This window comes from Candidatus Binatus sp., assembly GCF_030646925.1.
In the GTDB taxonomy this organism is placed as follows: Bacteria; Desulfobacterota; Binatia; order Binatales; family Binataceae; genus Binatus.
Genome location: NZ_JAUSKL010000036.1, coordinates 14,747 through 39,884, shown reverse-complemented (window position 1 = coordinate 39,884; position 25,138 = coordinate 14,747). Strand labels below are relative to the sequence as shown.

Genomic DNA, 25,138 nt, shown 5'->3' with positions numbered 1-25,138 from the left:
GGGACACGATGGGGGCACGCGGCTTCATAACCGCATTGCACATTTTCGGCGTTATTTACTGGCTCGGCGGCCTGTTGATGATCGCGAGCCTGCTCGCGCGGGTGCCCGAGGAAGTCGGCCTGACGAAGGAACGGTTGCTGGGCGCCGCGCGCAGCCTGTTCGAGATCGGCACCAATGTTGGCGCCGCGATCACGATCGCGCTGGGCATCCTGTTGGTGCTGATGGAGCCGTCGGTGCTGCGGCAGGGATGGCTGCATCTGAAGCTGTTGATGGTCGCGGTGTTGCTCTTTTATCACGTGCGCTTTTATCGCCGGATCATGTTTCTCGAAGACAATCCAAGTCAGGCGACGCATCGCGAGTTCAGCATCATCCACGGCGCAGTCAGCCTGTTGCTGATCGCGATTCTGCTGCTGACGGTGCTGAAGCCGTTCTAGCTCGCCGCGATTACATCGTGGTGCTGGCGATCGACGCGTGGATGTGCGCGATGCGCCAACCAGACGCGCCGCGGCGCATCATGAAAGTGCGGCGATGGAGCGGTCCCGCATTGGGCTGCAAATGAAACGTGATCAGCGCGACATCGCCGTGCTCGCGGATGTTCAAATCGCGCGGCTCGATCTTGAGCGGCTCAGGCGCCTGCCTTACGAAGTCGGCGATCGCTTTGAACTGGGCCATGATGGCGGCGCGGCCGTCGAGTCTTGCGGGAAAGGCTCCGAGTGGCGAGAACATCTGCGCGTCCTCCTCGAAGAACGGCGCGACGCTCTCGAGCTGCAACGACTCGACCGATCGAAAAAAACTGTTCAGCGTTTCCGCAACACTGGCATTGGACGACGCGGCCATAACGTCACCTCGCAAAGAGTTAGAAGTTGTCTTTTAGTTCGCGGGCCTTGGCAAAGATCGCGACCGGATCGTCAGGAATCGAGGGGTCGCGTTTTTTCAAGTTGGTGCGCAACTCGGGACTCGAGGTCCTGAGAAACGGATTGGTCTTTTTTTCATCGCCGATAGTCGACGGCACGGTGAATTTGTTCGCCGCCCGAGTCTTGAGGCTCCATTCGTGACGCGCCCGCAATGCCTGATTGCCGGGTTCGAGCGTCAGCGCGAAGCGCAGATTTTTTTCCGTGTACTCGTGGCCGCAATATACTTCGGTCGAGTCGGGCAGGCTGGTGAGCTTGCCGAGCGATTCGACCATCGTCGCGGCCTTGCCTTCGAACACGCGGCCGCATCCGCCGATGAACATCGTATCGCCAGTGAAGACCGCGCCGAGTGCGGGGAAGTAGTACGCGACGTGTCCGTTGGTGTGCGCCGGGATGCCGATCACGCGTCCTTCGAGCGCGCCGATTTTCACCGTGTCGCCATCTTTGACGGGATTGGTCAGCGCCGGGATTTTGCCGCCCTCGGCGCTTGCGCCGAACACCTTGATGCCCGCGACTTTCGACGCGATGTCCTGATTGCCGCCGCAATGATCGCCGTGCCAATGCGTCGTCAGCACCGCGCTCAGCTTGAGGCCGTGCGCTTTGGCGGCCGCGATCACCTTGTCGGCCTCGGCGCAATCGACCACCGCGCATTCCATACTGGCATCGTCAATCACCAGGTACGCGTAATTGTCGGAGAGCTGCGGGACTGTGACTATTGCCATCACGATGCTCCTTTTTTGAGGCCTGTCGCGAATCCGGCTCGAGGCGACGACGCGACGCTTTCTAGAATCCCATGATATTGAAGCCGACGTCCACGTAAATCGTCTGGCCGGTGACGCCGCTGGAAAAATCGCTCAGCACCGCCGCCGCCATCGTGCCGACTTCCTCGGGCTTCATGCCGCGCCGCAGCGGCGAGCGCTCTTCGACCTGATGCGTCATGGTGTGAAAATCGCGGATGGCCGACGATGAGAGCGTCCGCGCGGGGCCGGCGCTGAGCGCATTGACGCGGATATTCTTCGCGCCCAGATCGATCGAAAGATAGCGCACGCAGGCTTCCAGAGCCGCCTTCGCGACACCCATCATGTTGTAATTGGGAATCGCGCGGACCGCGCCGAGATAGGTCAGCGTGATGATCGAACCGCCGCCGCACGCTTCCATCAGCGGCTCGGCCGCACGCGCCAGCGCGACCAGCGAGTAGGCGCTGATTTCCATCGAGCGGGCGAAGTTCTCGCGGCTGACGGTGAGGAAGCGATCGCGCAGGTTCTCGCGCTCGGCGAACGCCACCGCATGCACCAGCAGATCGAGGCCGCCCCACTTTTCCTTCAGCGCGGCGAACACCGATTCGATCTGCGCGTCATTGGTGACGTCAAGCTCGCCGATCACGGTCGCGTCGATTTGCGCCGCGAGCGGACGCACGCGCTTCTCGAGCACTTCGCCCTGATAGGTGAGCGCGACTTCGGCGCCTTCCTTCGCGAGCGTTTGCGCGATTTGCCACGCGAGACTTTTGTCGTTGGCGACGCCGACCACCAGCGCCCGCTTGCCCTGAACTATTCCCATCGCGAATCCTTTTTCATCGATAAGCTGCGACGCTCAATGATGGTGTGCGTGCTGAAAAAATCAGATTTCGATCTTCATCCCGTCGAAGCCCATCTCGATCGCGACTTCATTTTCGCGATTCAGGACTTCGCGCCCAAGATGCGTCAGCACCATCCGGCGAACCTTGAACTTATCACGGTTGGCGGCGAGTAGCGGATAGTTGAGATGAAAGGTCAACTGTGCGCTTTCGTAATAGGTGCATTCGCAGAGGAACAGATCGGCGCCCTCGCTGAGCTTGACCAGGTGATCGTTCCAGCCGGTGTCGCCGGAGAAAACGATCGACTTGCCGCCGCCATCGACGCGCAACGACAATGAAATATCGGGCTTGGTGTGCGGACTTCGAATCGCGGAGACGCTGAACTTGCCGAGGCGCGTGGTCGTGCCGGGTTCAAGCACGACGAATTTGAGCTTATGCTTGATCTGGTCGAGGTCGAAATGCGGGAACATCGTGCGCATCAGGCGCCAGGTGCGCTCCTCGAGTTGCCGTGGCCCCGCGATAGTGAGCACGCGCTTGCGTTTGGCCTCAAACATATATTCGAGGATAAGAAAGGGAAGGCCGCCGTAATGATCGCCGTGCAGGTGGCTGATGAGAAGGAGATCGAAGCTGTCGGTCGGGAAGCTATTTTTCTTGAGTGCGGCGAGGAGGCCGGGCCCGGCTTCGAGCAGGACGCACCCCGCCGGCGCATCGATCAGATAGCCGGCCTGCGAGCGTCCGCAACTCGCAAAAGCGTCGCCCGTGCCCAACAGTGTCACTGTGACGGGCGCGCCATTCGAAGAGCCGTGGTTCAGACCCATAAAGGCTGCCTATGCTAATATTCTTGGACGGTATGCGCAAACAAAGGAACCTATTGCCTAATGAAACAAGTTAAAATCGGTGTCGGATTCGGACTCTGGCGTCTCGGGATGCCCTCCACGGACATGATTGTACGCGTCGCCGAGCACGCTGAAGAGTGGGGGCTCGATTCGTTCTGGCTCTCGGATCACCTGCTCGCGCCCTCGCCGGAACTCGACGTGGTCGCCACGCTCTCGCTGCTCGCCTCGCGCACGACGCGGATGAAACTCGGGCCGAGCGTGCTGCTGCTCAACTTGCGGCATCCGCTGCTGGTCGCGAAATCGTTCGCGTCGCTCGATTATCTGTCGCACGGCCGGATGGTGATGGCGGTCGGCACCGGCGCCAACCTCGCCGACTACGCGGCCTGCGGAATTCCGCTCGAATCGCGCGGCAAGCGCCTCGACGAAGGAATCGAGGTGCTACGCACCGTGTGGCGCGAACCGAACGCGAGCTATCACGGCAAGTTTTTCAACTTCGACAACGTGACGATCGATCCGCGGCCAACGCCGCGCACCAACAATGATTTCGGCACGATGGATATCTGGGTCGGCGGCAAATCGGATGCGGCGCTGAAGCGCGCGGCGCGGCTGGCCGATGGATTATTCGCGTCGTTCCAGACGCCAGAGGAATTCGGCGCGAGCATGGCGAAGGTTCGCGATTATGCAGCCGGCTACGGCCGCGCGAATGCGCATATCGAGTCGGGACTGATCCTGCTCTGCCGAATCGCGGCGACGCGCGAGAAAGCGCTCGAAGAGATGCGCCCGATGCTCTCCGCGATGGGCCGCGGGGCGGAGCAATTCCTCGAGCGATCGGTTTACGGCTCGGCGGAAGATATCTTCGCGCGGCTCAGCGAATACGTCGCCCAGGGGCTCGACAAGTTCGTGCTGTGGCCGATCGCGGAGCCGGCGGCGTGGCCGCAGCAAATCGAGCTGGTGGGACGCGAGATCGCATCGCATTACAACGCCCGTGCGGCTTGAGCGATTTGCGCGCGGCGCGCCAAGGCTCGCGCTCGCATTGATCGCGCTCGCGATCGTTGACTGCGCGAAGCCGGCGCCGCCGCCGAAGGCGCCACGGCGAATTTTTGCGAGCGCGGAAGAAGTCGAAATAAATTTCCGCAATCGCCAGTTCATCCTCGGCGACAACAACCTGGTTGCCGAGGTGCGGCCCGTCGATTGGCCCAAGGATCGCGTTCTCAAGCTGCCGTTCTGGTTCGGCGTGAACATCCTGGTGCCGGGCGTCACGGCGCCGAAGGAGGGCGATTTTTTCGTCATCAGCGAGGCGGTGCTCGGCAAGCAGCTCGATACGCCGGGCGAATGGATGATCGAGGCGGGTAGCTCGCTAGTCAAGCAGGAGACCGTTTTCGTCACGACGCGGACGCGGTATCTTACGCCGGGAAAAATTCTTCCGACCATCGTTCAGTATATCGGCAAGCGCGAATTCAAGCGTGCCGACGGCAAGACCGTGCAGTTCCCGGTGTTGCGCGAAGTATCGCTGCCGATGAAGTGGACGCTCGGCGGGCGAGTGCCGGAGAGCTACGCGAGATTTCGAAAATGAATCGCAAATGAAACGATCGACGCGCAAAGTTGCAATCGTCGCGATGCTCGCGATCGCAACTGCGTTCGCATCATCAGGATGCTCGCCGGAATCTGCGCTCGATTTCGGCACCGCTCCTGAAGTTACCGCGCCGCCCGCCGATCAACTGAGCCGCGACATCCTGCGCGATTACGCCGGCAAGCATTTTCTGCTCACCGACAACGATCACGAGGCGCACGTGAGCCTCGCGGATGCACCCAACAGCTTGCATATCGTGCTGCCCTTCTGGCTCGGCGTGAATCCGCTCTATCCGGGATTTCTGCGCCCGACGGTCGGACACATCTACGTGATCAGCGAGGCGACGCTGACGCGCCCGCTCGGCAACAACGAGTACCTCATTCGCGCGGGCTCGAAACTGTTCAAGAGCGACACCGTGTTCGAGGCAACGCATACGCGCTACGTCGATACCGGCGGGATTTTGCCGACGATCGTGCGCTTCGTCGGCACGCGCGTGATCACGGTGCCCAAGGACGCGCCGGCGACCGGCACGATCACCGAGAAGGTGCCGGTGCTGCGCGAGGTATCGTTGCCGATGCAGGTGCCCGAGATGGAGATTGGCTACGCGAAGTTCGAAGTGCAATATTCAAAGTGATCGACGCGCCGCGAACGTCCAGCCCGGTGTCGCCGACGCCCGGCGCGAGCGATCGAAGTTCGCGGGCTCAATCGGGGACTTAATCGGGGTCTTCGGATTCCTGAAGGGTCGCGGTCTGCAGTAATTCGGCGGGCACGTCTTCCAGAAAGCGCGACACGCGGCCCATCACGTACCCCATCGCGCGATCGAACATATAGATCGGATACGAGAGATACAGTTCGTCGCGGGCGCGCGTGCTCGCGACGTACATCAGGCGGCGCTCCTCCTCGATGTCATCGTCGCCGACGCTTTGCGGCGCGGGGAAGCGGCCCTCCGCCGCCCAAATCAGGAACACCACCTTCCACTCGAGGCCCTTGGCCGAATGAATCGTGCTGAGCGTCAGATATTCGTCCTCGGATTCGACCGCCAGCACGCCGCCGAGTGAATCGCTCGGCGGTTCGAGCGCCATATCGGCCAGCATCCGCTCGAGACTCTTGTAGCGCTCCGTGATGTTCTGAAAATGTTCGAGGTCGCGCTCGCGTCGGGGATGATCGTCGGCGTACGCCTCGCGCATCACGGGTAGATAATATTCGAGCGTCATCGCGATCTGATCGGCGGGGCGCTGGCCTTCGCGCCGCAGTCCCTCGATCAACGTCGCAAGGCGCTTGAGGCCGCTCTCAGAGCCACCGCGCGCACGGGCGGCAAGTTTCGCAATCGCGGCTTCGGGATTGTCGTCGGAGATCAGGCTGTCGATCGCGCGCTCGGCCGAGCGATGGCCGATGCCCTTCACCAGCGTCAGCGCGCGCAGCCACGAGACCGCATCCTGCGGATTCACGATGATCCGCAGATGCGCCAGCACATCCTTGATATGCGCGGTCTCGATAAACTTGAAGCCGCCGCGCTTGATGAACGGAATATCGCGGCGCTGGAGTTCGAGTTCGAGATCGAACGAGTGGAAACCTGATCGGAACAACACCGCGATTTCGGCCAGCTCGACGCCCTCTTCGCGCAGTTCGAGAATCCGCTGCGCGACGAAGCGCGATTGCATGTGCTCGTCCTGCGCGCGCACGAGAAACGGCCGGAAATCGCCGCGGCGGCCGGTAAACAGCGCCTTGGCGTATTTCGCGCCGGCGCGCGCGATCACGTCATTGGCGAGATCGAGGATGCCCTGCAACGAGCGATAGTTTTCTTCGAGCTTGACGATTTTCGCGCCAGGAAAAATCGCGGGAAAATCCATGATGTTGCGGAAATTGGCGCCGCGGAAAGAGTAGATCGATTGCGCGTCATCGCCCACCGCCATCACATTGCGATGCGTCATCGCCAGCAGCCGCACCAGCTCCGCCTGGATCAGGTTCGTGTCCTGGTACTCGTCGATCATGATGTAGCGATACGTGTCGGAAAGGCGGCGCCGCACGTGCTCGAATTTGTCGAGCAGCTCGGCGAGCCGGTACAGCAAATCGTCGTAGTCGAGCAGGCCGCGCTCGCGCTTGTAGCTCTCGTAGGCCGCCGCGAGTTTCAGGATTTCGGTGAGATGTTCGAGCAGATGCGGGAAATCCAGCTCGATTTCCTCCGGCAGCGCGCGGCGCTTGTTGCGCGCCATGCTGATCGCTTCCGCGACGGCGGCCTTCTTCGGAAAGCGGCGCTCGCGCGTCCCGAGTCCCATCCGGGTGCGGATGAGATTGACCACATCCTCCATGTCGGAGCGGTCGAGAATCGTGAAGTTCGGCTTGAGCGAGATGGGAGCCCCGTGCCGTCGCAGCACGTTATTCGCGAAGGAATGAAAAGTACCGCCCGCGACCGCGCCCGCGCGATCGCCGACCAGTTGCTCCGCCCGGCGCAGCATCTCCTGCGACGCGCGGCGGGTGAACGTGAGCAATAGAATCGCGGCCGGCGGGACGCCGCTCTCGATCAATCGCGCGACCCGATAGATCAGCGTGCGAGTCTTGCCGGAGCCCGCGCCCGCGACGACCAGCAGCGGACCGTCGCGATGAGTGACGGCCTCGAGTTGCGCGGGATTCAGCAGCTCCGCGTATTTGATTTTGTAGTTGCGCTCGTCAGCCGCAGAAGCGGGCTTCTCGCGCAGATAGATTACCTTGTCGGCCACAGCGGGAGAGATTCTATCACGATTGCGAATGATTCTGAGCGGGTGGTTCAGCGCAAAAAAATGCGGGCGTCATTGCTGACGCCCGCGCGGCCGTGCCCGTCTTCGATTCGGGTTAGTATTTGAACTCCATGTTCAGCATCAACGCGTGAGTGTCGCGCGGCACCGCAAATTCAGTGTCCTTTTGCCCCTTTCCGGAGAGAGCCGTTAACTCGCTGCCCGGGAACGTGAACTGGTCGTGATAGTAAGTCAGGTTCTGGCTGTCAATGGCGAAACGCAGGTTCTTGTTAACCAGGTACTGAACACCAGCTACCCATCGGTAGAAGTCGAGCGGGTTCTTGCTCGCGTTGGTATTCGGCAGGAACTGCTGGTACATGCCGAATATCGTAAACGGAGTGTGCGGGATGTCGTAGTGGCCGAAGAAATCCCATCCTTCCTGGTTCGCCTGGCCGTTGTCGAGGATGCCTTTCGCCATCGTGTCGAATTGCGCAAAGCCCGTAGGCTTCGCCGGCGTCGTGAACTGATCGAGTGGACCGCTGCCTGAGAACATATTGCCGCTGCTGAACGCGTTGTGGCCGCTGTCGCACTCGCCCGCGATTCCCCAGGTCTCCGCCGTATAGTGCATCAGCACTGCGATGCGCTGCAGATTGCCGGTGCGGCCGGCGTTGTTGGGGCCGCCATTTAGATCGGCCGGCTTATTAGCATAGCCGTAGTTGTAGAAGCCGGTGATGCCCAGGCCTTGGAAGCGCGACTTGGCGCCAAAGGGGTAGGCTGAGATTCTACCCATCACCTGCTTGTAGTTGCTCTGCTCGAACTGATGGAAGTTCGCGTCGTTGAACACGCCGATGTCATAGTCGGCGTACTGCAACTCGTTGAACTTGATCGGACCCTTCATCGAGAAGCCGTCCTGCGTCGAGCTTAGGCTCAGATAGTTCCACGGAATCAGATTGACGTAGCGGAAGCCATAGAGGGCTTCTTCCCAATCGACTAGCGGGTTCTGCTCCTGGCCGAAAGTGAACTTGTCTTCACTCATCGGCGCGACCTTGAGCACTTTCTTGAAGAAGGTGTTGTAGTCGAGATAGGCGTACTTCAGACGGATACCGAGGTTACCGTCGAGCTGACTCCCCCAACTGGTGTTCTTGCCGACTGCATCGCCGCTGGCAGTCCCGATGGTCGCGTAAGCGTCGGTGGTAACGCGCATCATGAAATTGTCGTCGGGCGTGAACTTGAAATCCAGATAAGCTCGCGAAATGTCGAACGAACTAAAGCTGTTGTTCCCAACCCCCGGCCAGGTCTGCGGGGTATCGAGAAACCCTGGCCCAAAGCCGGTGTGAGTCATGTAGCGATAGTCGGCGAAGACCAGCGTGCCGACCGAGATCTTCTTGTACCAACGATCGCCGAACTCGCGCGCGAACGGCTGTATCTCGCCGACCTGCTTGGCCATCTCGGCGTTCCACTGCTGCTGCTGAACGCGGCGCTGCTCCATCTCGGCCTTCATCGCATTGCGATCTTGCTCAAGCTGCTGCTGGGTCTTCATCTCGATCCGGCGCTCGATCTCCTGCGTCGATTGCGCCGGGATGTAGTCGCCGATCCTGACGCGATTGCGCGCCGGCTTCATGAAGACCTGGCCGGTAGCCGGATCGGCGTAGAGCGTGACCGTCTTGTCGCTGGCAGCCTGCACGATAGCTGGCGCTAGCAGTCCGGCAAGCATCAGCAAGACGCCAAGGATCCCGACAGAGCTCCTTTTGCCTTTTCTAGCGAGTCTCACACCTATGATCATTTTTCCCTCCCACGTCCTGATTTCCTGAATCGCGGACACACCTCCGCGATGCGGCCAAAGGCCGTTATCGATTCACTTCGATTGTCGCTACCTACTGCCTAAGGAACCTGAATTGTCTGCAGCTGTGCCTCTTCCTTTTGAACCACTGCCGCCGGTAGCGGCGCGTACTTCAGTTCGGGCGCGTATTTTTGTCCGTCGTGCAGCGCCCACTGCAGAAATTTCTTGATCTGCTCGCCGACGTCCTTCTTGGTCTGCTTCTGATAGACCAGCAGCCACGTGAAGGATGAGATCGGATAAGCGTCGGCTCCCGGCGCCTCCGTGATCGACACGCGAAAATCGGCCGGCATATTGCCTGAGCCCGATGCGGCCGCGGCGGTCACACCTTCAAGGCTCGCCTGCACCCAGTTACCCGCCTTGTTCTGAATCTCGGCGAACGGGATCTTGTTGTTGAGCGCGTAAATCAACTCGACATAGCCGATCGCGCCGGGCGTCTGCTGGACCAGGGCGGTAACGCCTTCATTGCCCTTGCCGCCTAGTCCGGCCGGCCACTTGACCGAGGTGCCTTTGCCGACATCAGACGACCAGCCAGGACTAACCTTGGATAGGTAGTCGGTGAAGATGTACGAGGTGCCGCTACCGTCCGAGCGATGGCATACCACGACGTCGGTCGAAGGAATCGACGCGCCGGGATTCAGTGCCTTAATCTTGTCGTCGTCCCATTTGGTGATCTTGCCCATGAAGATGTCGGCGATGACCGGCCCTGTCAGGCGCATCGTGCCGCTGAAGTCCGGCAGGTTGTAGGCGATCACATCGGCGCCCATTACGGACGGAAAATGCAGGATGTTTGCCGGAGCGGCGGCGAGCTGTGCGTCGGTCAGGGGCGCGTCGGTCGCGCCCACATCGACGGTGCGATTCGACAGCATCCGAATGCCACCGCCGGAGCCGATCGATTGATAGTTGAACTTGATGCCGGGATTTTCTTTCGCGTAAACGTCGAACCATTTCGAGTAGATCGGATACGGGAAGGTCGCGCCAGCGCCGTTAATCAGCAAATCGGCGCGAGCCGATCGCTCGAATCCGCCGACCGCGATCGCGATCACACCAAGTAGCACCGGTAACAGTCGTCGTTTCTGCATCGTTTGCTTTTCCCTCAGGTTAGTCATCTGCCTCCACGCAAGGTGGTGCTCGCCGACCAAGTTAAGGATTCAAGGTTAAGGGATGATGAACCGGCGATGTCCCTCACTTGAATAATTCTCATCTCGAACGCGAGATTTGAACAGTGTGCAGCGACTCCACGAGTCCCCGCGGAGACCATTTGCTATTTTGACGCCTGCTCGACGACAATCCAGACCGAAATTTCCCCGAGTGAGCCCTCGATGAGTCACGCCCTCGATCGCATGAATGTTGTCGAATTCGACGCGAACCTCGGTTCCGCGTACGCGGCGATGCTGCTCGCAGAAAATGGCGCGCGCGTTATCAAGGTCGAGGCGCGCGGCGGTTCGCCGTCGCGCGGCACGCCGCACTTCCACGTGCTCAATCGCTCGAAACGCTCGCTCGAACTGGATTTCGATTCGCCGTCATCGCGAGCACGCGTCGAGCAACTGCTCCGATGGGCCGATATCGTCATCACGGGCTTCACCCCGAAGCGGCTCAAGGAATTGGCGCTCGACTACGATTCGATTCGAGCGATCAATCCGCGCGCGATTGCGCTCGAGGTGCCGGCGCTCGGCAGTCGCGGGCCGGATGCGAACTTCGATGCGCACGACGACCTGGTCGCGGCGCGCTCGGGCATCACGGGCAGTCAATGGGCGCGCAGCGCTAATCCGGTCGCATTGGTATTTCCGGCGGCGAGCTATTCCGCGGGAGTGATGGCGGCGACGGCGGCAGTCGCGGCGATTCTCGCGCGCGGCGCCGACAGACCCGGCCAGCAAGTCGAGGTCTCGCTGCTCGCGGGTGCATTCTCGCTGCAAACCGGCGGCATCATGCGCCACGAAAAGATGACCAGCATGTATCACGGTCCGCAGGATCCGCTGGGACCGATTCCCGTGTACCGATTGTTCGAAGCGTCGGACGGCAAGTATCTGTTCGCCGCGTGCGGCAACCCGACCTTCTGGGGCAAGTTCGCGATCGCAATCGAGCGTCCCGACCTCGTCAGCGACGAGCGTTTCGAGCAGGCGCCGTGGGGAATCCCGACCGAGCACTGGCAGACGCTGAAGGACATCATCGAGCTGATCATCCGCACGAAGCCGCGGCACGAATGGCTTCGAATCCTGCGCGAGGCTGACGTTCCCTGCGCGCCGGTGCTGACGCGCCAGGAATTTATCGAGCATCCGCAGACCCGCGCGCTCGAGATGCGCGTCGAGATCGACGATCCGGCGCTCGGCCGCACGATCCAGATGGGCCTGCCGGTGCGGCTGAACGACACGCCGGGCGAGATTCTCGGGCCTGCGCCGGCGCTCGGCGACGATCGCGGGGCGCTCGAATGGCTCCGCGATGCCTCCGGATCGGAGACAGTGATAGGCGCTCATCACACTGAAAAAAGCCCGCTCGCCGGAGTCACCGTGCTCGATTTCGCGAGCTACATCGCGGGTTCGTACGGCCCGATGATTCTCGCGCAACTCGGCGCCAACGTGATCAAGGTCGAGAGCCTCGAGGGCGATTCGTTTCGGCATTTCGGCTTTGGCTTTCTCGGCTGGAACCAGGGCAAGCGCGGACTCTCGCTGAATCTCACGACGCCCGAGGGCCTTGCGATCATTCACGAGCTCGTCGGCAAGGCGGATATCATCGTCGAGAATCTCCGGCCCGGACGGATGCGCAAGTATGAACTCGACTACGAGCGCCTCGCCGCGCGCAACCCGCGCATCATCTATATGTCGGTGAATGCGTTCGGCAATCGCGGCCCCGAGCACAATCAGCCCGGCTTCGATCCGCTGCTGCAGGCGAACTCCGGCGTGATGGCGGCGCAGGGCGGTCCGCACGGGCATCCGGTGTATTTGACCTGCGCGATCTGCGATTACGGCGCGGCGATGCTCTCCGCGTTCGGATGCGTGCTGGCGCTGCGCGCGCGCGAAATCACGGGCCGCGGCCAGTTTTGCGAAACTTCGCTGCTGCAGGCGTCGATCGCGTTCCAGGCGGGCGAGTTCATCTTCTACGACGGCCGCCCCGACATGGAAAATGGTGCCGCCGAGCATCGCGGTCGTTCGGCGCTCGCGCGGGCGTATAAATGCCGCGATCAGGAATGGCTCTTCATCTCGATCGTCGATGAGCCGGGGTGGAAAGCGCTGCGCTCGACGCTGCCTGCGCTGCCGAGTCTGTCGTGGAACGATGCGTCGCGCGAGCCGAACGAGGGCAAGCTCGCAGCTTCGATCGCGGAAGGGTTCGCGCGGCTCGATCGTGCCGACGCGCTCGCGGCGCTCGCGAAGAATGGCGTGGCGGCGAGCGTCGTGAATCACTTCAAGGACCTGTTCGACGATCCGCAAGTCGCCGCCAACGAATTGATCGCGGAGTTGCCGCACTCGGTGTGGGGCCGCGTCAGACAAACCGGGATGCTCACCAAATTTTCGGCGACGCCCACTGTGATCCATCGCGCCGGTCCGGCGCTCGGCGAGCATACTGACGAGGTGCTGCGCGAGATGCTCGGCTATTCGCCCGAGAAAATCGCGGTGCTGCGCGCATCGCGAATCGTGCAGTAACTGCGGCAAGGCAAACGTGGAGCCCGACGCCGCCGAGGCCATCGGCCCGCATCTGCTGGCGGGCGAGCGAATTCTCTGGAGTGGCCGTCCGCGCGATACCTCTGGCTTGATTCGCCGCGCCGTGCTGATCGTGCTCGTCGGCGTCGCGGCGTTGGTGTTCCGCGCGATGCCGCCGGATGAAAGCCTCGCCACTCAGGCGCAGGTCAATTCGATCGTGCTCGCGGCGATCGTGTTCGCGCTGATCGCCGAGGCCTTCGTGTTCCATGCCTATCTCGCGACGACATCTTACGGCGTCACCAACCTGCGCGTGTTGATCGTATCGGGCCTGCGGAGCCGCGAACCGGCAAGCGTCTTCCTCGATCGATTGAACGCGGCGCAGATTCGCCTGTCGCGCCACGGCAGCAATCTCGAATTTCGCCGGCCAACCGACCACGTTCGGCGCGCGTCTTATTGTCCCTTCACGAATCCCTCGATTCCGCCGGAAATCCTTGGCGGCGAGCAATATCGGCTCGTGGGTCTGTCCGACGCCGGCCACGTGTATCAGGTGATTCTCGACGCGGCCGAAAAGCTCGCGTAGCCGATTCCGCGTCGCCTCATCGCGGACTATCCGATATCGCGCGACCTGCGCTACATTTCGCGCATCGCAATCGCGGGAGTGAAAAAATGCCGAATGTCACAGGCGAAACCGTGAAGCAGGTTTTGCGCGATCTCTTCGGTTACGAAGTCTCCGACGCCGACGCGCAATCGATCGCTCATAGCGCGGGCGCGATGCTCACGCTGTCGAGCCAACTCGGCGCGGTCGGCCTTAAGGAAGTCGAACCGCCGTTCGGCTATCCGACCCTGTTCACGGAGGCGGCGCGGCTGAACAAGATCAAATCGTAACGACGAAAACAATCCCGAGGCATTTTCGATGTCAACGCTATTATCCGAATTGCTCGATTTCGACGTAGCTACGCTCTCGGCCAAACTTCGCGATCGCGATATCTCTCCGGTCGAATTGACTGAGGCCTACCTCGCGCGGATCGAACGGACCGACGCGACGCTCCGCGCATACATCACGGTCACCGACGATCTCGCGCGCAAGATGGCGAAAAAGGCCGAGGCCGAAATCGTCAAAGGCAAATGGCGCGGGCCTTTGCACGGCGTTCCGATCGCGCTCAAGGATCTTGTCTTTACAAAGGGCATCCTCACCACCGGCGGCTCGAAGATTCTTGGCGATTTCAAACCCGACCACGACGCGACGGTATGGACGCGGCTCGCGCGCGCCGGCGCGGTGCTGCTCGGCAAGACCAATCTGCACGAGTTCGCGTACGGGATCACGTCGTCGAATCCGCACTGGGGAATCGTGCGCAATCCGTACGACCACGAGCGCATTCCCGGCGGATCGAGCGGCGGCTCCGCGGCGGCGATCGTCGCACGCAGCGCCGCGGCGACAATCGGCACCGATACCGGCGGCTCGATTCGCATCCCGGCGACGCTCTGCGGATGCGTCGGCTTGAAGCCGACCTGGAGCCGCGTCAGCCGCTACGGCGTATTGCCGCTCGCATACACGCTCGATCACGCGGGTCCGATCACGCGCACCGTGCGCGACGCCGCGCTGATGCTGCAAGTGATCGCGGGCGTCGATCGCAACGATTCGACCTCGAGCCGAGAACGCGTGCCCGACTATACCGCCAATCTCGAACGCGGGATCTCCGGGATGCGCGTCGGCGTGATTCGCGAACTCAACGACAAACTCAGCGCCGAGGTCTCGACTTCATTCAACGCGGCGCTCGACACTTTGCGATCGCTCGGCGCGACTATCGATGAAGTCAGCATCCCGATGCTGCGGCATACCGGCGTCATCACCGGCATCATCACGTGGGGCGAGGCGCTCGAAATTCACGAAGAATGGATGCGCACGCGGCCGCAGGACTACGGCGACGACGTTCGGCGCTTGCTCGAAATCGGCATGATGACGCCGGCGAGCAGCTATGTTCGCGCGCAGCGCGCACGTGCGCGGGCATTGGCGCAAGCGCAGGCCGCGATGGCCGATCACAACGTGCTGGTGGCGCCGGGCAGCGCGATCGTCGCGCCGAAAATCGGCGGCGGCCGCATCTTCGATTCGCAAGAGCAGGCAGTTGACGTGATCGAGGCAATTCTGCGCTTCACGTCGGGCTTCGACGCCACGGGACAACCAGCCTTGGCGATTCCGACCGGGCTATCACCCGAGGGCTTGCCAGTCGGGATGCAGATAATCGGCCGTCCGTTCGGCGAGGTGGAAGTGCTGCAAGTAGGAGCGGCATACGAGCGCGCCCGCGGCGCGCTTCCGCCGCCTCCTGAAATTCAATAGCGGCGCTTTTCCCGGTGCGTGCTCTCGCACTTTGTCATTCGAAGAGTCCGGATCCTTGTTTGCCTCGCCCGCTTTGTTGGGGGAGTGTGTACTTGACGCAATTAGTGTAGGATGAACCTTGCGCTTTTAATTCGCTTAGCATAAGTAAGTCGGTATTGAGATGTGTGGAGGGGCAGGCGGCGGTTAACGACGGCAAAGTTTCGAGGTCTGCCCCGCAATGTATCCCGCCAGTTTAATAGCCAAGTACATTCTGACGTTCTCTGATCCAGACAACGCGGGTGAACTTGTGACTAATATGAAGCTCCAGAAGCTTCTTTACTACGCTCAGGGATTTAGCCTCGCGATAAACGAACGCTCGATCTTCAACGAGCCAATTGAGGCTTGGGTTCATGGCCCAGTAGTTCCCAAGGTGTATCGCGAATACTCCCACTATGGTGCCGCAGGCATCCCCGTACCGGAAGATTACGATTCTTCGCAGATAAGTCCTGCGGATCGCGACCTGCTTGACGAAGTGTGGAGCGTCTACGGCCAGTATTCCGCTTGGAAGCTCAGGAACATGACTCACGAAGAAACGCCTTGGAAGCAAGGACGAACGAGATCGGATAGGCTGATTACCGAAGATAGTTTGATGGATTTTTTTCTCACGCTCGTTGAAAAGTGAGCAGCAAATTCAAACGCCCCCGCGAAGATACCAGCAAGCACATCAAAGGGCAGCAGCAACCGAGCGTTTCCACCGATCAGCTTCCACCTATCTTTGCCCTACATCAAATGAACGATGGGCGATATTGCTTGCCGAGTTGCCAGCAAAGTGATCAGGCCCAATTCGCGCGCGCTCTCTTGGAGCGTTCTCGACTAACTTGGGCGCAACTGAAATGTGCTCCTCGACACGGTATGGGATTTGAGAAGATAGAACCCTCTCAAGTCAGGCAATCGTTGCCATCCAGCGTCACCGAGGACGTCAACCTAATTGCATTCCGCTTTTCCGGAAAAGCTCCGATGGTGGGCTACCGTGATGGCCAGGTGTTTCATGTTTTGTGGCTCGATCACGATTTCTCGCTTTACGACCACGATTAATCTGGCTTCGGCCACCCTGCATCCGGGCGCTTTTTCTTGAGCGCCTTTTTCATTGCGTTTTTCCAGTCGCCCTCGATTTTCAAGACTTCGGGCTTTGGCCCCGGAGTCTTACGCGGTTTTGGTTTCGGTTTGTCCGATTTGTTCGGCATAGGTCAGACGCTTCCCGTTGGCGCTTCGGATTGCCATCGCGGCCCGCTCGCCATCCTCGATCTTACGCGCGTTGTAGCGAAAATCGAACTCTCCCAAATAGCGATGCAGGTGCTTTCGGCTGACGCTGTGGAAGGTGCCGTAAAGACCGCGCTTCAAAAGCGAGAACGCGCTTTCGATGCTGTTGGTTGTAACGTGCCCGCGTACATATTCCTTTTTCCGATGGCTGACGGAGTGATGGCCGCCTGCGAATTCTGGCCCCACTGTGCGATAGAGCGAAGTTTCATCCGTCATCAGAGTCGATGCTGATGGATTTACGTTTGCCCGAATGATCGCGCCAACATTGTGCATATTCACATCAGGAACATGCCAAGAACGGATGTTCCCGCCACGCTCGACCATCGCAATCACCGTTGCCTTGTCCCATCCGCCCCGGCGCTGTTTCAATGCGCTGGCGTGGCGATTCTTCGCTTGGCCACCGATATAGGTTTCGTCAGCTTCGATTGTTCCCGTCAATTTCCGCGCGGTCTTCAAGTCTGGCGTCATCGCGAATCGAATTCGGTGCATCATAAACAGCGCGGATTTGTACGAGAGTCCCGTCATGCGCTGGATCTGTTTTGAGCTAATTCCCTTCTTGCTCGCGGCTGCGGCCCAAAATCCGTAACACCAATGGCGAAGCGGGATTCGGCTGTCCTCGAATACCGTGCCGACGCGCACGGTATATTGTTTTCTACAGCCATTGCAGAGCCACAGGAACCGCTTGTTCCGCTCCGCCGTCTTGCGATCCTTCATCTTGTAAACGTCGGTATCACCGCAATGCGGGCAGCATGCGCCCATTTCCGACCAACGCTGTTCTTCAAGAAACTCGACAGCCAAAGTTTCATCGGCGCAAGCGCGTGGTAACTGCCGAACGATCTCCGACTTCGCCTGAGCGACTGAGCCTTGATTCCTTGCCATGACAAGACTATCTCATAATTCGATACTTGAGTCAAATATTATGTTGCTACATATAGAAAGATTTGCTAGATGTAGCAAGTGTCGGAGCGACGGGATTTGCACCCGCACGGGCACCGCGCTAAACGGTTACTGCCCACTGGCTCCCAAGGCCAGCGCGTCTGCTATTTCGCCACGCTCCGGTTGTTCCGGTGGAGCGGCGGAGATTCGAACTCCCTGCGGCATGCTTGGCTAGGGCTACCCGCAGAAACCATAACCGCCCCACGCTTTTCTGACGGCTCAGACGGTCCTTGAGAGATGCGGTCTGAGCCGTCGTTTTTTCCTTATTCCTCTTATGCCTCCTCGCTCTCTACATGCTGAGAATTGGCCGCACAAAATTTACCTCGCGCTGAATTCACAATTCGCCCTTTCTTCGCTATTCCCCAGAGGGTACTACGAACCGTATGCATGCGTTCGTATGGAAGGTGAAGTTCTTTCACTACATCGCCAGCAGAAAACGCGCGATGCGGGTTACGATTCAAAAGGCCGATCACTTGTTCAACCAAATTCCCCGATCCAGTCTGAGCTACTTGCGCCTGCTGCGCTTGCCCATTTCGTTCCTGGACTGTCGTTTCCCTGATTAGAGGCATCGATCGATCTAGCTCGCGCTCCGCTTCGCGCAGCTCCCCCCGCAGTCGAAGAACTTTCTCTACAAGCGCAATAAGGCGTTCTCTTTCGGCAGTTTCCATAAAGTTGACCCCCGACTCTCTCCACTCTACCAAGGACATAGTCCCGCCGCAAGTCGCGATTGAATGCGGCGCAATAAGCGTGTTTGGATTATAGGCACGCTGGAATCGAACCGCAACTAGCTTATGTGCCAGCTGCTGGCATGCATGCGGTATGCATGTGGGAATTAAAGAGATTGCGTTAAGTACACACTCCCCCTTTGTTGCGGGAGAGGCAGATGAGGCGCGCAGCGCCGAGGCGGTGAGGGTGCAGTCGGCGCGAAGAAAAGATCCGGGATTCTTCGGCTCCGCAGACTCCGCCTCAGAATGACAACAATGGTGAGTCGCACGCACTTCGAAAAAACTCACAGGCGCTGATGACGGAAGAAAGAAGCCAAACTTCACGGGCTGAAGCCCGTGCCACAAAAGGATCCTCGACCTACCATCACCATCAAGTCAAATCACTTGCAAATAATCCGGCGGCGGCAGGGCAGGGAACGGAACGGCCGGCAGGGTCTGATACCAGTACGCAACCGACGCGATGTCATCCTGCAGCGGCAGGAACTCGGCGCCCCTTCGAGGATCGCCGCGCCATCCTAGCGCCTGGATCGTCACGCGCAAATCGCGCCCGAACCGAATCGGATCCGCGATATGCCAGCGATACATCCCGAAGCGCTGCTGTGAATTATAAAGCCCGTCGGGCCGAATCACCTGCGCGAGTCCCACGTATGGCGTCGTGAACTCGCGGTATCCGCCATGCTCCTTGCCGACGTCGAAATTGTACGAGCCGCAAAAATAATCTTCGGTGCCGGTTCCGCAAATTGTCGGGAACTCGGCGTCGCCGTCGATGAAAAATTTGATCTCGCCTTCGCCCCACCATCCGCTGTTGTTCACGCCCCACGCGAGGTAGGTGCCGACGTACTGTCCGCGGCCGCGCACGCCGTCGAGAATCGTGTACACATTCTTGTAGGGGAGCGGATTCACGCGCCTGAACTGCGCATGAAAATACGCGGCGTCGGCGGGAACTTCGGTCAGCGTGTAATTGATCTGATAGTAGAGCACCATCGCGGTTTCGGCGGTGTTAGTCATCGTGATGCGGCATCGGCGGCGAAACGGCATCTCCCAATAGCAATTGAACGCGCTGCCCGGATTGACGCATACGGCGAGCGACGAAATCTGCGCGTACTTGTTCCATCCGCACGCGAAAAAATCGCCGACCGGGCACTCGACCGACGGCGCCGGCTCGTCATCCCAGTAAATCCTGAGGATGCTCGAGCGCCAGGCTCCGGTCGGCGTCATCCAGATTTGCTGAATCGCGCCGGCGCCCGCGATATCGGCGATCGATCGCACTTCGCCCGGCTGTATTACAATGTATGGCGAAACCTTCCAGCCCTGGCCGAGCTTGCGCGCCGGGCTTTTTTCATCGGGCATCGCCATCCCGCCCTTGCCGGGTTCGCCGGTCGGATTTTCGGGTGAGATGGAACGGGTGATTGCCGACGAAAGCATCGGCAGGTTGCCGAGATGCATCCCGAGGCCGTTGAATGACGCCATCGTGCGGTCCCTCCTCCGAACGCCGCGCATTCTAGTCTGGTGGCGATGCGATGCGGAAGGATAATGCCGCGAGCGATCTAAAGCGCGACATCGACGGCGATGAAATCGTGATCGGACGCGCGCCGCGAGAAGATCGATAACCGCGGCGGGACGACCCGCGCGGTGCGCGGCAACGGACGCAAGTCGCGGAGCGCCAGCCAATCGAGCTTCGGCCTGAATACGCGCGGGATGATGCCGGAGAACGTGAAGGTGCCGCGATTGTCGGCGTTCGCGCCCTCGATTCGAAGTTCGCGCTCGCGCATTCGATCGAACAACGGCTCGTGCCGGACGGGCGAGCGAAAACGCCGTGAGTTCAGCAGCATCGCGGCTCCGAGTCGCGCTACGGAGGACGCGCTCAGAAGGTCGGTCGTCGTGGTGTTCAAATCGCCGCCGAAAATCGCGCGGCCCGTGGCGGGGAACGCGGCCATGTATGCGGCTAGCTGCCGTTCGCGCTCAGCCGGGGTGCATCGGCTATGCAGATGCGCCAGTCCGATCGTCAGCTTTTCGCCGCCGAACTTTGCGGTCGCCAAAATTCCCGTCGGCATCCCCGTGTACGAGTAGCGCTTCATCTGGCGGCTCATCACATGCGTGAACGCACTCGGCATCGCGACCGCTTCAACATCTTCGAATGGCGCGGAGCTTAGAATCGCATTGCCCATGAACGCGAGGCCGTCGCGGCCAACCTTGTATTCGGGCACGTACGCGCAACTCATCCCGAGGCTCGCAGCCAGATCGCCGGAAACGTCGCGCACGCCGGATCGACGGATTCCGCGATCGGCCTCGCACAGCAGGATCACGTCGGCGTCGTCGAGCGGCGGACGCCGGAGACACGCCTCGATCACCGCCAATTGCGCGCCGCCGGCGGCATTCAGCAGCACGATTCGCAACCGCGACGAACGCCGCGCGAGCGCCGGCCGATTCGTGACGATCGGCGAAATGAACGGCGCGGGCGTATTGCGGGCAGCAGTCAGATCGCGCGCTCGGCCTTCCATCGCTGCAAACTAATCGGCCAGCTCCCGCGCGAGTTCCTTGAATGAAGCGATCGGCGCGGTGCAGGTATGCTCGCGGCAGACGTACGCCGTCGTGCGGCCGTCGAGCTGGCGTTTCCCGCGCACCTGCTCGGGAACGAAACCGCCATCGGCGCCGGCCGGATCGGCGATGAAGAGCGCCATGTTGGGCACATAGATCAGCCCGAGCCGCTCGATCCATTCCTGCAACTCGGCGGAATCGCGACCGCCGACCAGCACGATTTCCGTCGGTCCGCGCTGATAGAGATCGACCGCCTCGAGCATGTGCGAAAACCCGAACGGCTGCTTCTCGATAAACTCGCGGAACAATTTGAGCGTGCGCTCGGCCTCGACGCGATACGATTTTTCGCCGGTGTAACCGTGCAGCCTGAGCAGCGCCATCACCGCGGCGCTGTTGCCCGACGGCGTCGAGCCATCGAAGGCGGCCTTCGAGCGCGTGATCAGCGCTTCGTGATCGTCGGAGGTGAAGAAGAACCCACCCTTTTCGCGATCGATAAAACGCTCGAGGATCACGCCCGCCAGCGTTCGAGCCTGCGCGAGATATTTTCGATTCAGCGACGCCTCGTAAAGATCGAGCATCGCGCTGGCTAGCTCAGCATAGTCTTCGAGGTAGGCATTGTGGCGCGCAACGTCATCCTTGTATGAGCGCTTGAGCGATCGCCCGTCCCACATTTTCGTCATGATGAAATCGGCGGCGCGCTCGCCCGCCTCGAGATAGCGCCGGTCGTGCACGGCGCGGTAGCCCTCGGCAAATCCGCCGATCATCATAGCGTTCCACGCGACCAGGATTTTGTCGTCGCGGCCCGGCTTCACTCTTTCTTCGCGTGCGGCGAACAGCTTCTCGCGAATCTGGTTCAGCTTCGCCGCGAGATCATCTTCGGAGATCTTGAACATCCGCGCCGCGTCAGCCGGCTCGATCGTGCGATGCAGAATATTCGCGCCTTCGAAATTCCCCTCGACCGAGAGGTCGAAATATCGCTCCGCGATATCGCTCAAGCCAGGCCCGAGAATAGCCTCGGCCTCCTCGACGCTCCAGACGAAGAATTTTCCTTCCTCACCTTCGCTGTCGGCATCCTGGGACGAATAGAAACCGCCACCCGGACTCGTCATTTCGCGCAGGACATAGTCGAGAATTTCGCTCGCGACGCCGATGAACTCCGGCTCGTTCAGCGCGCCGCCCGCGTCGAGATACAGCCGCGACAGCAGCGCGTTGTCGTAGAGCATCTTTTCGAAATGCGGCACCAGCCATCGATCGTCCACGCTGTAACGATGAAAGCCGCCGCCGATCTGATCGTACATCCCGCCGCGCGCCATCTTGCGGAGCGTGTGCCGCACCATTTCCGCCATCGACTCGTCGCCCTCGCCGGCATAGACGCGAAGAAAGAGCGAGAACACGAACGTGTTGGGAAATTTGGGCGCGTGGCCGATTCCACCGTGGATACTGTCGTAATGCGTCGCGAGCGCGCGCGCCGCCTCGGCGGGCAGACCAGGCTTCAGGTCACCGCCGGTCGGTTGATAATCGGTCAGCGCGCCGAGCGCCTGCGTGAGCTTCTCGAGATTGTGTACGACCTCTTTCGCGCCGTCGCGATACGCCTGCGCCACCGCGAGCAACAGCCGCGGAAATCCCGGCATCCCCTGGCGATCCTCGGGCGGGTAGTAGGTGCCGCCAAAAAACGGACGCCCATCCGGCGCGAGGAACATCGTGAGCGGCCATCCGCCGCGCCCGGTGATCATCTGCACCGCGTCCATGTAAATCTGATCGAGGTCGGGGCGCTCTTCGCGATCCACCTTGATCGATACGAAATTATCGTTCATCAGTTTCGCGATCGCTTCGTTCTCGAACGACTCGCGCTCCATCACGTGGCACCAGTGACACGCCGAGTAACCGATCGAAAGCAGGATCGGTTTGTTCTCGGCCTTCGCCCGCGCGAGCGCTTCCGGACCCCACGCGTACCAATCGACCGGGTTGTATGCGTGCTGGCGCAGATACGGGCTCTGCTCTTTGATCAGCCGATTGGGTTTGCGATCAACGTGGCTCGCAGATTTGTTCTCGTCGCTCATCGAGTCTCTCGGATTTTTTCTTTGCTGTCTCTCTAACGAAACTATCACGCAAGGTGAATCGTCGCGACCGACACTCGGTTCACCTTCTTTTACGAACAGGGCGAAGCCCGCATCTTTTTTACAACGGGAAGCTCGAAACCTGCGTGAGGTTTCGAATATTTTTCTTCCCGCTTTCCGCGCATCGGCGATGCGTATGGCGCAGCGGCGAGCGCGACGGTTACAATTCTCCGCGATGGCATCGGCATATCCATCGAATCCCGCGACGCCGCCGTTAGCGACGCCTCGAACCTCCGACGAATCGACGTTCCGGATCGGCGCCGCACTGGTGCTCGTCGCCGCTGCGATTCTGTACTTCGCGCGGCTGGGCGCGCGCGCTCTCTGGTCGTCGGAATTTCGATGGGCCGAAATTGCGCGCGAGATGCTCCTCACGCGCAACTATTTCTGGCCGACGATCAACGGCCACGTCTATTACGACAAGCCGCTCGGCTCGTACTGGCTCGTCACGCTTTCGACGCCGTTCACCGGCGGGATGAACGAAACCGCGGCGCGATTGCCGTGCGCGATCGCGGGCTTGCTCGCGGTCGCATTCCTGATGCTACTGGTGCGGCGACTCTACGATTCTCGCACCGCGATTCTGTCCGGATTCATCCTCGCGACCAGCTTCAGCTTCGTTTTTTTTTCGCGCCACGCCTCCGCCGATGTCGAAACCCTGACCGGCGAACTCGCAGCGTTGGTGCTCTTCGAGCGTTACGAGAATCGCGCCGGCGGTCCATGGGTCATCGGCCTCTGGCTGATCATGGCGGCGACGTCATTGACCAAAGGCCTGCTCGGATTCGCGCTGCCAATACTCGTGATCGGCGCGTTCTCGTGCCTGAAAGACGGATGGCGCGGCCTCGCCGACGGGATCGGACGCGGCGCTCTGCGCGAGCGATGGCGCTGGCTGGTGTCGCACAACCTCTGGTTCTTTAACTGGTACTCGGTACCGGCGATCGTGCTGGGGATCGCCGTTTACGCAGCGCCGTTCGAGATATCGAATCGCCTGATGGGCTCCGAGAAAGGCCTCGCGATGGTTTATCGCGAGAACGTGGTGCGATTTTTTCACCCGTTCGATCATCGCGGACCCATCTATTTATACGTGTACGTCATTTTCGCGCTGATGGCGCCGTGGTCCGCGATGCTGCCGGCGGCGCTGGTCGAGACGCATCAGCGCCGACGCCTGCACGACGAGCCCGCGCGCAGCGATCGTTTCGCGCTGGTTTATTTTTGGGCGACCTTCCTGTTTTTCACTCTGTCCGGATCGCGCCGCAGCTATTATATCTTGCCGATTCTTCCCGCCGCCGCGATTCTGGTGGCACGCACGCTGGTGTTTTCTGCGGATTTATGCTCGACGTTCGCCGGGCGATTGTTGAAGCTCGGCTACGCCGTAATCGCGATCGCCGCGGTGTTCGGAATCGCGATGCTGATTCCTGCGTCGCTGATTCTGCCGGGCAAGCTTGCGCAATTTCCGTCGATGCCCGACAAATTCGTCTTCCTCGTTTTCTGGATTCTCTCGGTCACGGGCGTGTTCTACGCGGTTCGAAAATTCAGCCCGGCGCGAGCCGCGCTCTCGATGGGAATCATCGCCTACGGCCTGCTCGCCTACATCTATATCTTCGCGATGCCGGCGGCGGAGAGTTATCGTGGCGAGAAGCGATTCGCGCGGGCGACGATCGAGAAGACCGGCAATCGCGTTGATCAGATCGCGATGTTCCGCACCCAAGGCCCGCTCTTCTATCTCGATCCGCCCAAGCCGACGCCCTGGTTTCAGAAGAAGCAGGACCTGCTCGACGCGATCAATCGCGGCGAGGTGCGATGGTTTATCGCGCGCCAGCGGGATATTCCGCAACTCGGCTTGCCGACCACGCTCGAAGTCAGCGAGGCGACGTATCCGTGGGAGACCGAGTACAACCTGCGCAACAAGATTCAGCTCATGCGAGTAGAGGGCGGCGGCACGCCGCCACCGGCTCAATAAGGCCGACCTTTCGGGAGGCTCGAGCGCCGCGGAGCCGATTCGGGCCGGAGGGCCGAATCGCAATTTAATCGAGTCCCGAGTCCGGAGCGTAGCGGAGGCGAGGGTGACTACCGACTTTAGAATCAAAAACTAACTTGAGCCTGCGATGCCAATCCGCCATT

23 protein-coding genes and 1 tRNA gene are annotated in these 25,138 nt (G+C 60.6%); 11 read left to right on the top strand and 13 right to left on the bottom strand.

Translation table 11 applies throughout. The features are described from left to right. The first annotated feature begins 8 nt into the window (after positions 1–8). Entirely contained in the window at positions 9–434 is a 426-nt protein-coding gene (locus tag Q7S58_RS06110) for a CopD family protein (protein ID WP_304822056.1), read from the top strand. 10 nt (positions 435–444) lie between these two features. On the opposite strand, the gene Q7S58_RS06105 is transcribed toward Q7S58_RS06110, so the two are convergent. The 4 genes from Q7S58_RS06105 to Q7S58_RS06090 all read right to left on the bottom strand — a co-directional run bounded on the left by Q7S58_RS06105 (position 445) and on the right by Q7S58_RS06090 (position 3,302). After that, a complete protein-coding gene (locus tag Q7S58_RS06105) occupies positions 445–837 on the bottom strand; it encodes a nuclear transport factor 2 family protein (protein WP_304822053.1) in 393 nt (130 codons plus the stop codon). A gap of 19 nt (positions 838–856) precedes the next feature. After that, a complete protein-coding gene (gloB, locus tag Q7S58_RS06100) occupies positions 857–1,633 on the bottom strand; it encodes a hydroxyacylglutathione hydrolase (RefSeq protein WP_304822050.1) in 777 nt (258 codons plus the stop codon). A 61-nt stretch (positions 1,634–1,694) separates the two neighbouring features. Next, positions 1,695–2,468, bottom strand: a complete 774-nt coding sequence (locus tag Q7S58_RS06095; protein ID WP_304822047.1) for an enoyl-ACP reductase — start codon at positions 2,466–2,468, stop codon at positions 1,695–1,697. Positions 2,469–2,528: 60 nt separating this feature from the next. Then, positions 2,529–3,302 (bottom strand): MBL fold metallo-hydrolase, encoded by a 774-nt coding sequence (locus Q7S58_RS06090; protein WP_304822044.1) that lies wholly within the window; start codon positions 3,300–3,302, stop codon positions 2,529–2,531. 60 nt (positions 3,303–3,362) lie between these two features. On the opposite strand from Q7S58_RS06090, the gene Q7S58_RS06085 reads away from it, so the two are divergent. The 3 genes from Q7S58_RS06085 to Q7S58_RS06075 are packed head-to-tail and all read left to right on the top strand — an operon-like array spanning position 3,363 to position 5,524. Further along, on the top strand, positions 3,363–4,316 hold the full coding sequence (locus Q7S58_RS06085) for an LLM class flavin-dependent oxidoreductase (RefSeq protein WP_304822041.1): 954 nt from the start codon (positions 3,363–3,365) through the stop codon (positions 4,314–4,316). Continuing rightward, positions 4,306–4,893: a hypothetical protein gene (locus Q7S58_RS06080; protein ID WP_304822038.1), complete on the top strand. Its 588-nt coding sequence runs from the start codon at positions 4,306–4,308 to the stop codon at positions 4,891–4,893. Before Q7S58_RS06085 ends, Q7S58_RS06080 begins: the two co-directional genes overlap by 11 nt. 7 nt (positions 4,894–4,900) lie before the next feature. After that, positions 4,901–5,524, top strand: coding sequence for a hypothetical protein (locus tag Q7S58_RS06075; RefSeq protein WP_304822036.1), 624 nt, complete (start codon positions 4,901–4,903; stop codon positions 5,522–5,524). A 79-nt stretch (positions 5,525–5,603) separates the two neighbouring features. Here the strand turns inward: Q7S58_RS06075 and Q7S58_RS06070 are convergent, their stop codons facing one another. The 3 genes from Q7S58_RS06070 to pstS form a co-directional block, all read right to left on the bottom strand. Beyond that, the gene (locus Q7S58_RS06070) at positions 5,604–7,607 is read right to left on the bottom strand and encodes an ATP-dependent helicase (protein ID WP_304822033.1); all 2,004 of its coding nucleotides are present in this window, start codon (positions 7,605–7,607) and stop codon (positions 5,604–5,606) included. 112 nt (positions 7,608–7,719) lie between these two features. Continuing rightward, on the bottom strand, positions 7,720–9,315 hold the full coding sequence (locus Q7S58_RS06065; protein WP_304822030.1) for a cell envelope integrity protein TolA: 1,596 nt from the start codon (positions 9,313–9,315) through the stop codon (positions 7,720–7,722). Positions 9,316–9,482: 167 nt separating this feature from the next. Next, positions 9,483–10,520, bottom strand: coding sequence for a phosphate ABC transporter substrate-binding protein PstS (gene pstS, locus Q7S58_RS06060; RefSeq protein WP_304822027.1), 1,038 nt, complete (start codon positions 10,518–10,520; stop codon positions 9,483–9,485). A gap of 240 nt (positions 10,521–10,760) precedes the next feature. Here pstS and Q7S58_RS06055 point away from each other — a divergent pair, with 240 nt between their 5' ends. The 6 genes from Q7S58_RS06055 to Q7S58_RS06030 all read left to right on the top strand — a co-directional run bounded on the left by Q7S58_RS06055 (position 10,761) and on the right by Q7S58_RS06030 (position 16,482). Further along, positions 10,761–13,076 carry a CaiB/BaiF CoA-transferase family protein gene (locus Q7S58_RS06055; RefSeq protein ID WP_304822024.1) on the top strand — a complete coding sequence of 772 codons (2,316 nt, stop codon included), beginning with the start codon at positions 10,761–10,763 and terminating at the stop codon, positions 13,074–13,076. A gap of 16 nt (positions 13,077–13,092) precedes the next feature. Further along, the gene (locus tag Q7S58_RS06050; RefSeq protein WP_304822021.1) at positions 13,093–13,653 is read left to right on the top strand and encodes a hypothetical protein; all 561 of its coding nucleotides are present in this window, start codon (positions 13,093–13,095) and stop codon (positions 13,651–13,653) included. Between the two features lie 86 nt (positions 13,654–13,739). Continuing rightward, positions 13,740–13,958, top strand: coding sequence for a hypothetical protein (locus Q7S58_RS06045; protein WP_304822018.1), 219 nt, complete (start codon positions 13,740–13,742; stop codon positions 13,956–13,958). Positions 13,959–13,986: 28 nt separating this feature from the next. Beyond that, on the top strand, positions 13,987–15,408 hold the full coding sequence (locus tag Q7S58_RS06040) for an amidase (protein WP_304822014.1): 1,422 nt from the start codon (positions 13,987–13,989) through the stop codon (positions 15,406–15,408). Between the two features lie 217 nt (positions 15,409–15,625). Next, on the top strand, positions 15,626–16,069 hold the full coding sequence (locus tag Q7S58_RS06035) for a Panacea domain-containing protein (protein WP_304822011.1): 444 nt from the start codon (positions 15,626–15,628) through the stop codon (positions 16,067–16,069). Then, on the top strand, positions 16,066–16,482 hold the full coding sequence (locus tag Q7S58_RS06030) for a hypothetical protein (protein ID WP_304822008.1): 417 nt from the start codon (positions 16,066–16,068) through the stop codon (positions 16,480–16,482). The genes Q7S58_RS06035 and Q7S58_RS06030 overlap by 4 nt, the downstream gene beginning before the upstream one ends. Positions 16,483–16,590: 108 nt before the next feature. Here the strand turns inward: Q7S58_RS06030 and Q7S58_RS06025 are convergent, their stop codons facing one another. The 6 genes from Q7S58_RS06025 to Q7S58_RS06000 form a co-directional block, all read right to left on the bottom strand. Continuing rightward, positions 16,591–17,586 (bottom strand): IS1595 family transposase, encoded by a 996-nt coding sequence (locus Q7S58_RS06025; protein ID WP_304822005.1) that lies wholly within the window; start codon positions 17,584–17,586, stop codon positions 16,591–16,593. Between the two features lie 81 nt (positions 17,587–17,667). Then, positions 17,668–17,765: transfer RNA gene (locus tag Q7S58_RS06020), tRNA-Pro, on the bottom strand. A gap of 150 nt (positions 17,766–17,915) precedes the next feature. Then, on the bottom strand, positions 17,916–18,311 hold the full coding sequence (locus Q7S58_RS06015; protein WP_304822002.1) for a hypothetical protein: 396 nt from the start codon (positions 18,309–18,311) through the stop codon (positions 17,916–17,918). A gap of 432 nt (positions 18,312–18,743) precedes the next feature. Further along, positions 18,744–19,838, bottom strand: a complete 1,095-nt coding sequence (locus tag Q7S58_RS06010) for a glycoside hydrolase family 172 protein (protein ID WP_304821999.1) — start codon at positions 19,836–19,838, stop codon at positions 18,744–18,746. A 77-nt stretch (positions 19,839–19,915) separates the two neighbouring features. Continuing rightward, a complete protein-coding gene (locus Q7S58_RS06005; protein ID WP_304821996.1) occupies positions 19,916–20,869 on the bottom strand; it encodes an endonuclease/exonuclease/phosphatase family protein in 954 nt (317 codons plus the stop codon). 9 nt (positions 20,870–20,878) lie between these two features. Further along, positions 20,879–22,966 (bottom strand): thioredoxin domain-containing protein, encoded by a 2,088-nt coding sequence (locus Q7S58_RS06000; RefSeq protein ID WP_304821992.1) that lies wholly within the window; start codon positions 22,964–22,966, stop codon positions 20,879–20,881. Between the two features lie 232 nt (positions 22,967–23,198). Here Q7S58_RS06000 and Q7S58_RS05995 point away from each other — a divergent pair, with 232 nt between their 5' ends. Then, a complete protein-coding gene (locus Q7S58_RS05995; protein ID WP_304821989.1) occupies positions 23,199–24,977 on the top strand; it encodes a glycosyltransferase family 39 protein in 1,779 nt (592 codons plus the stop codon). The last annotated feature ends 161 nt before the right edge of the window (positions 24,978–25,138 follow it).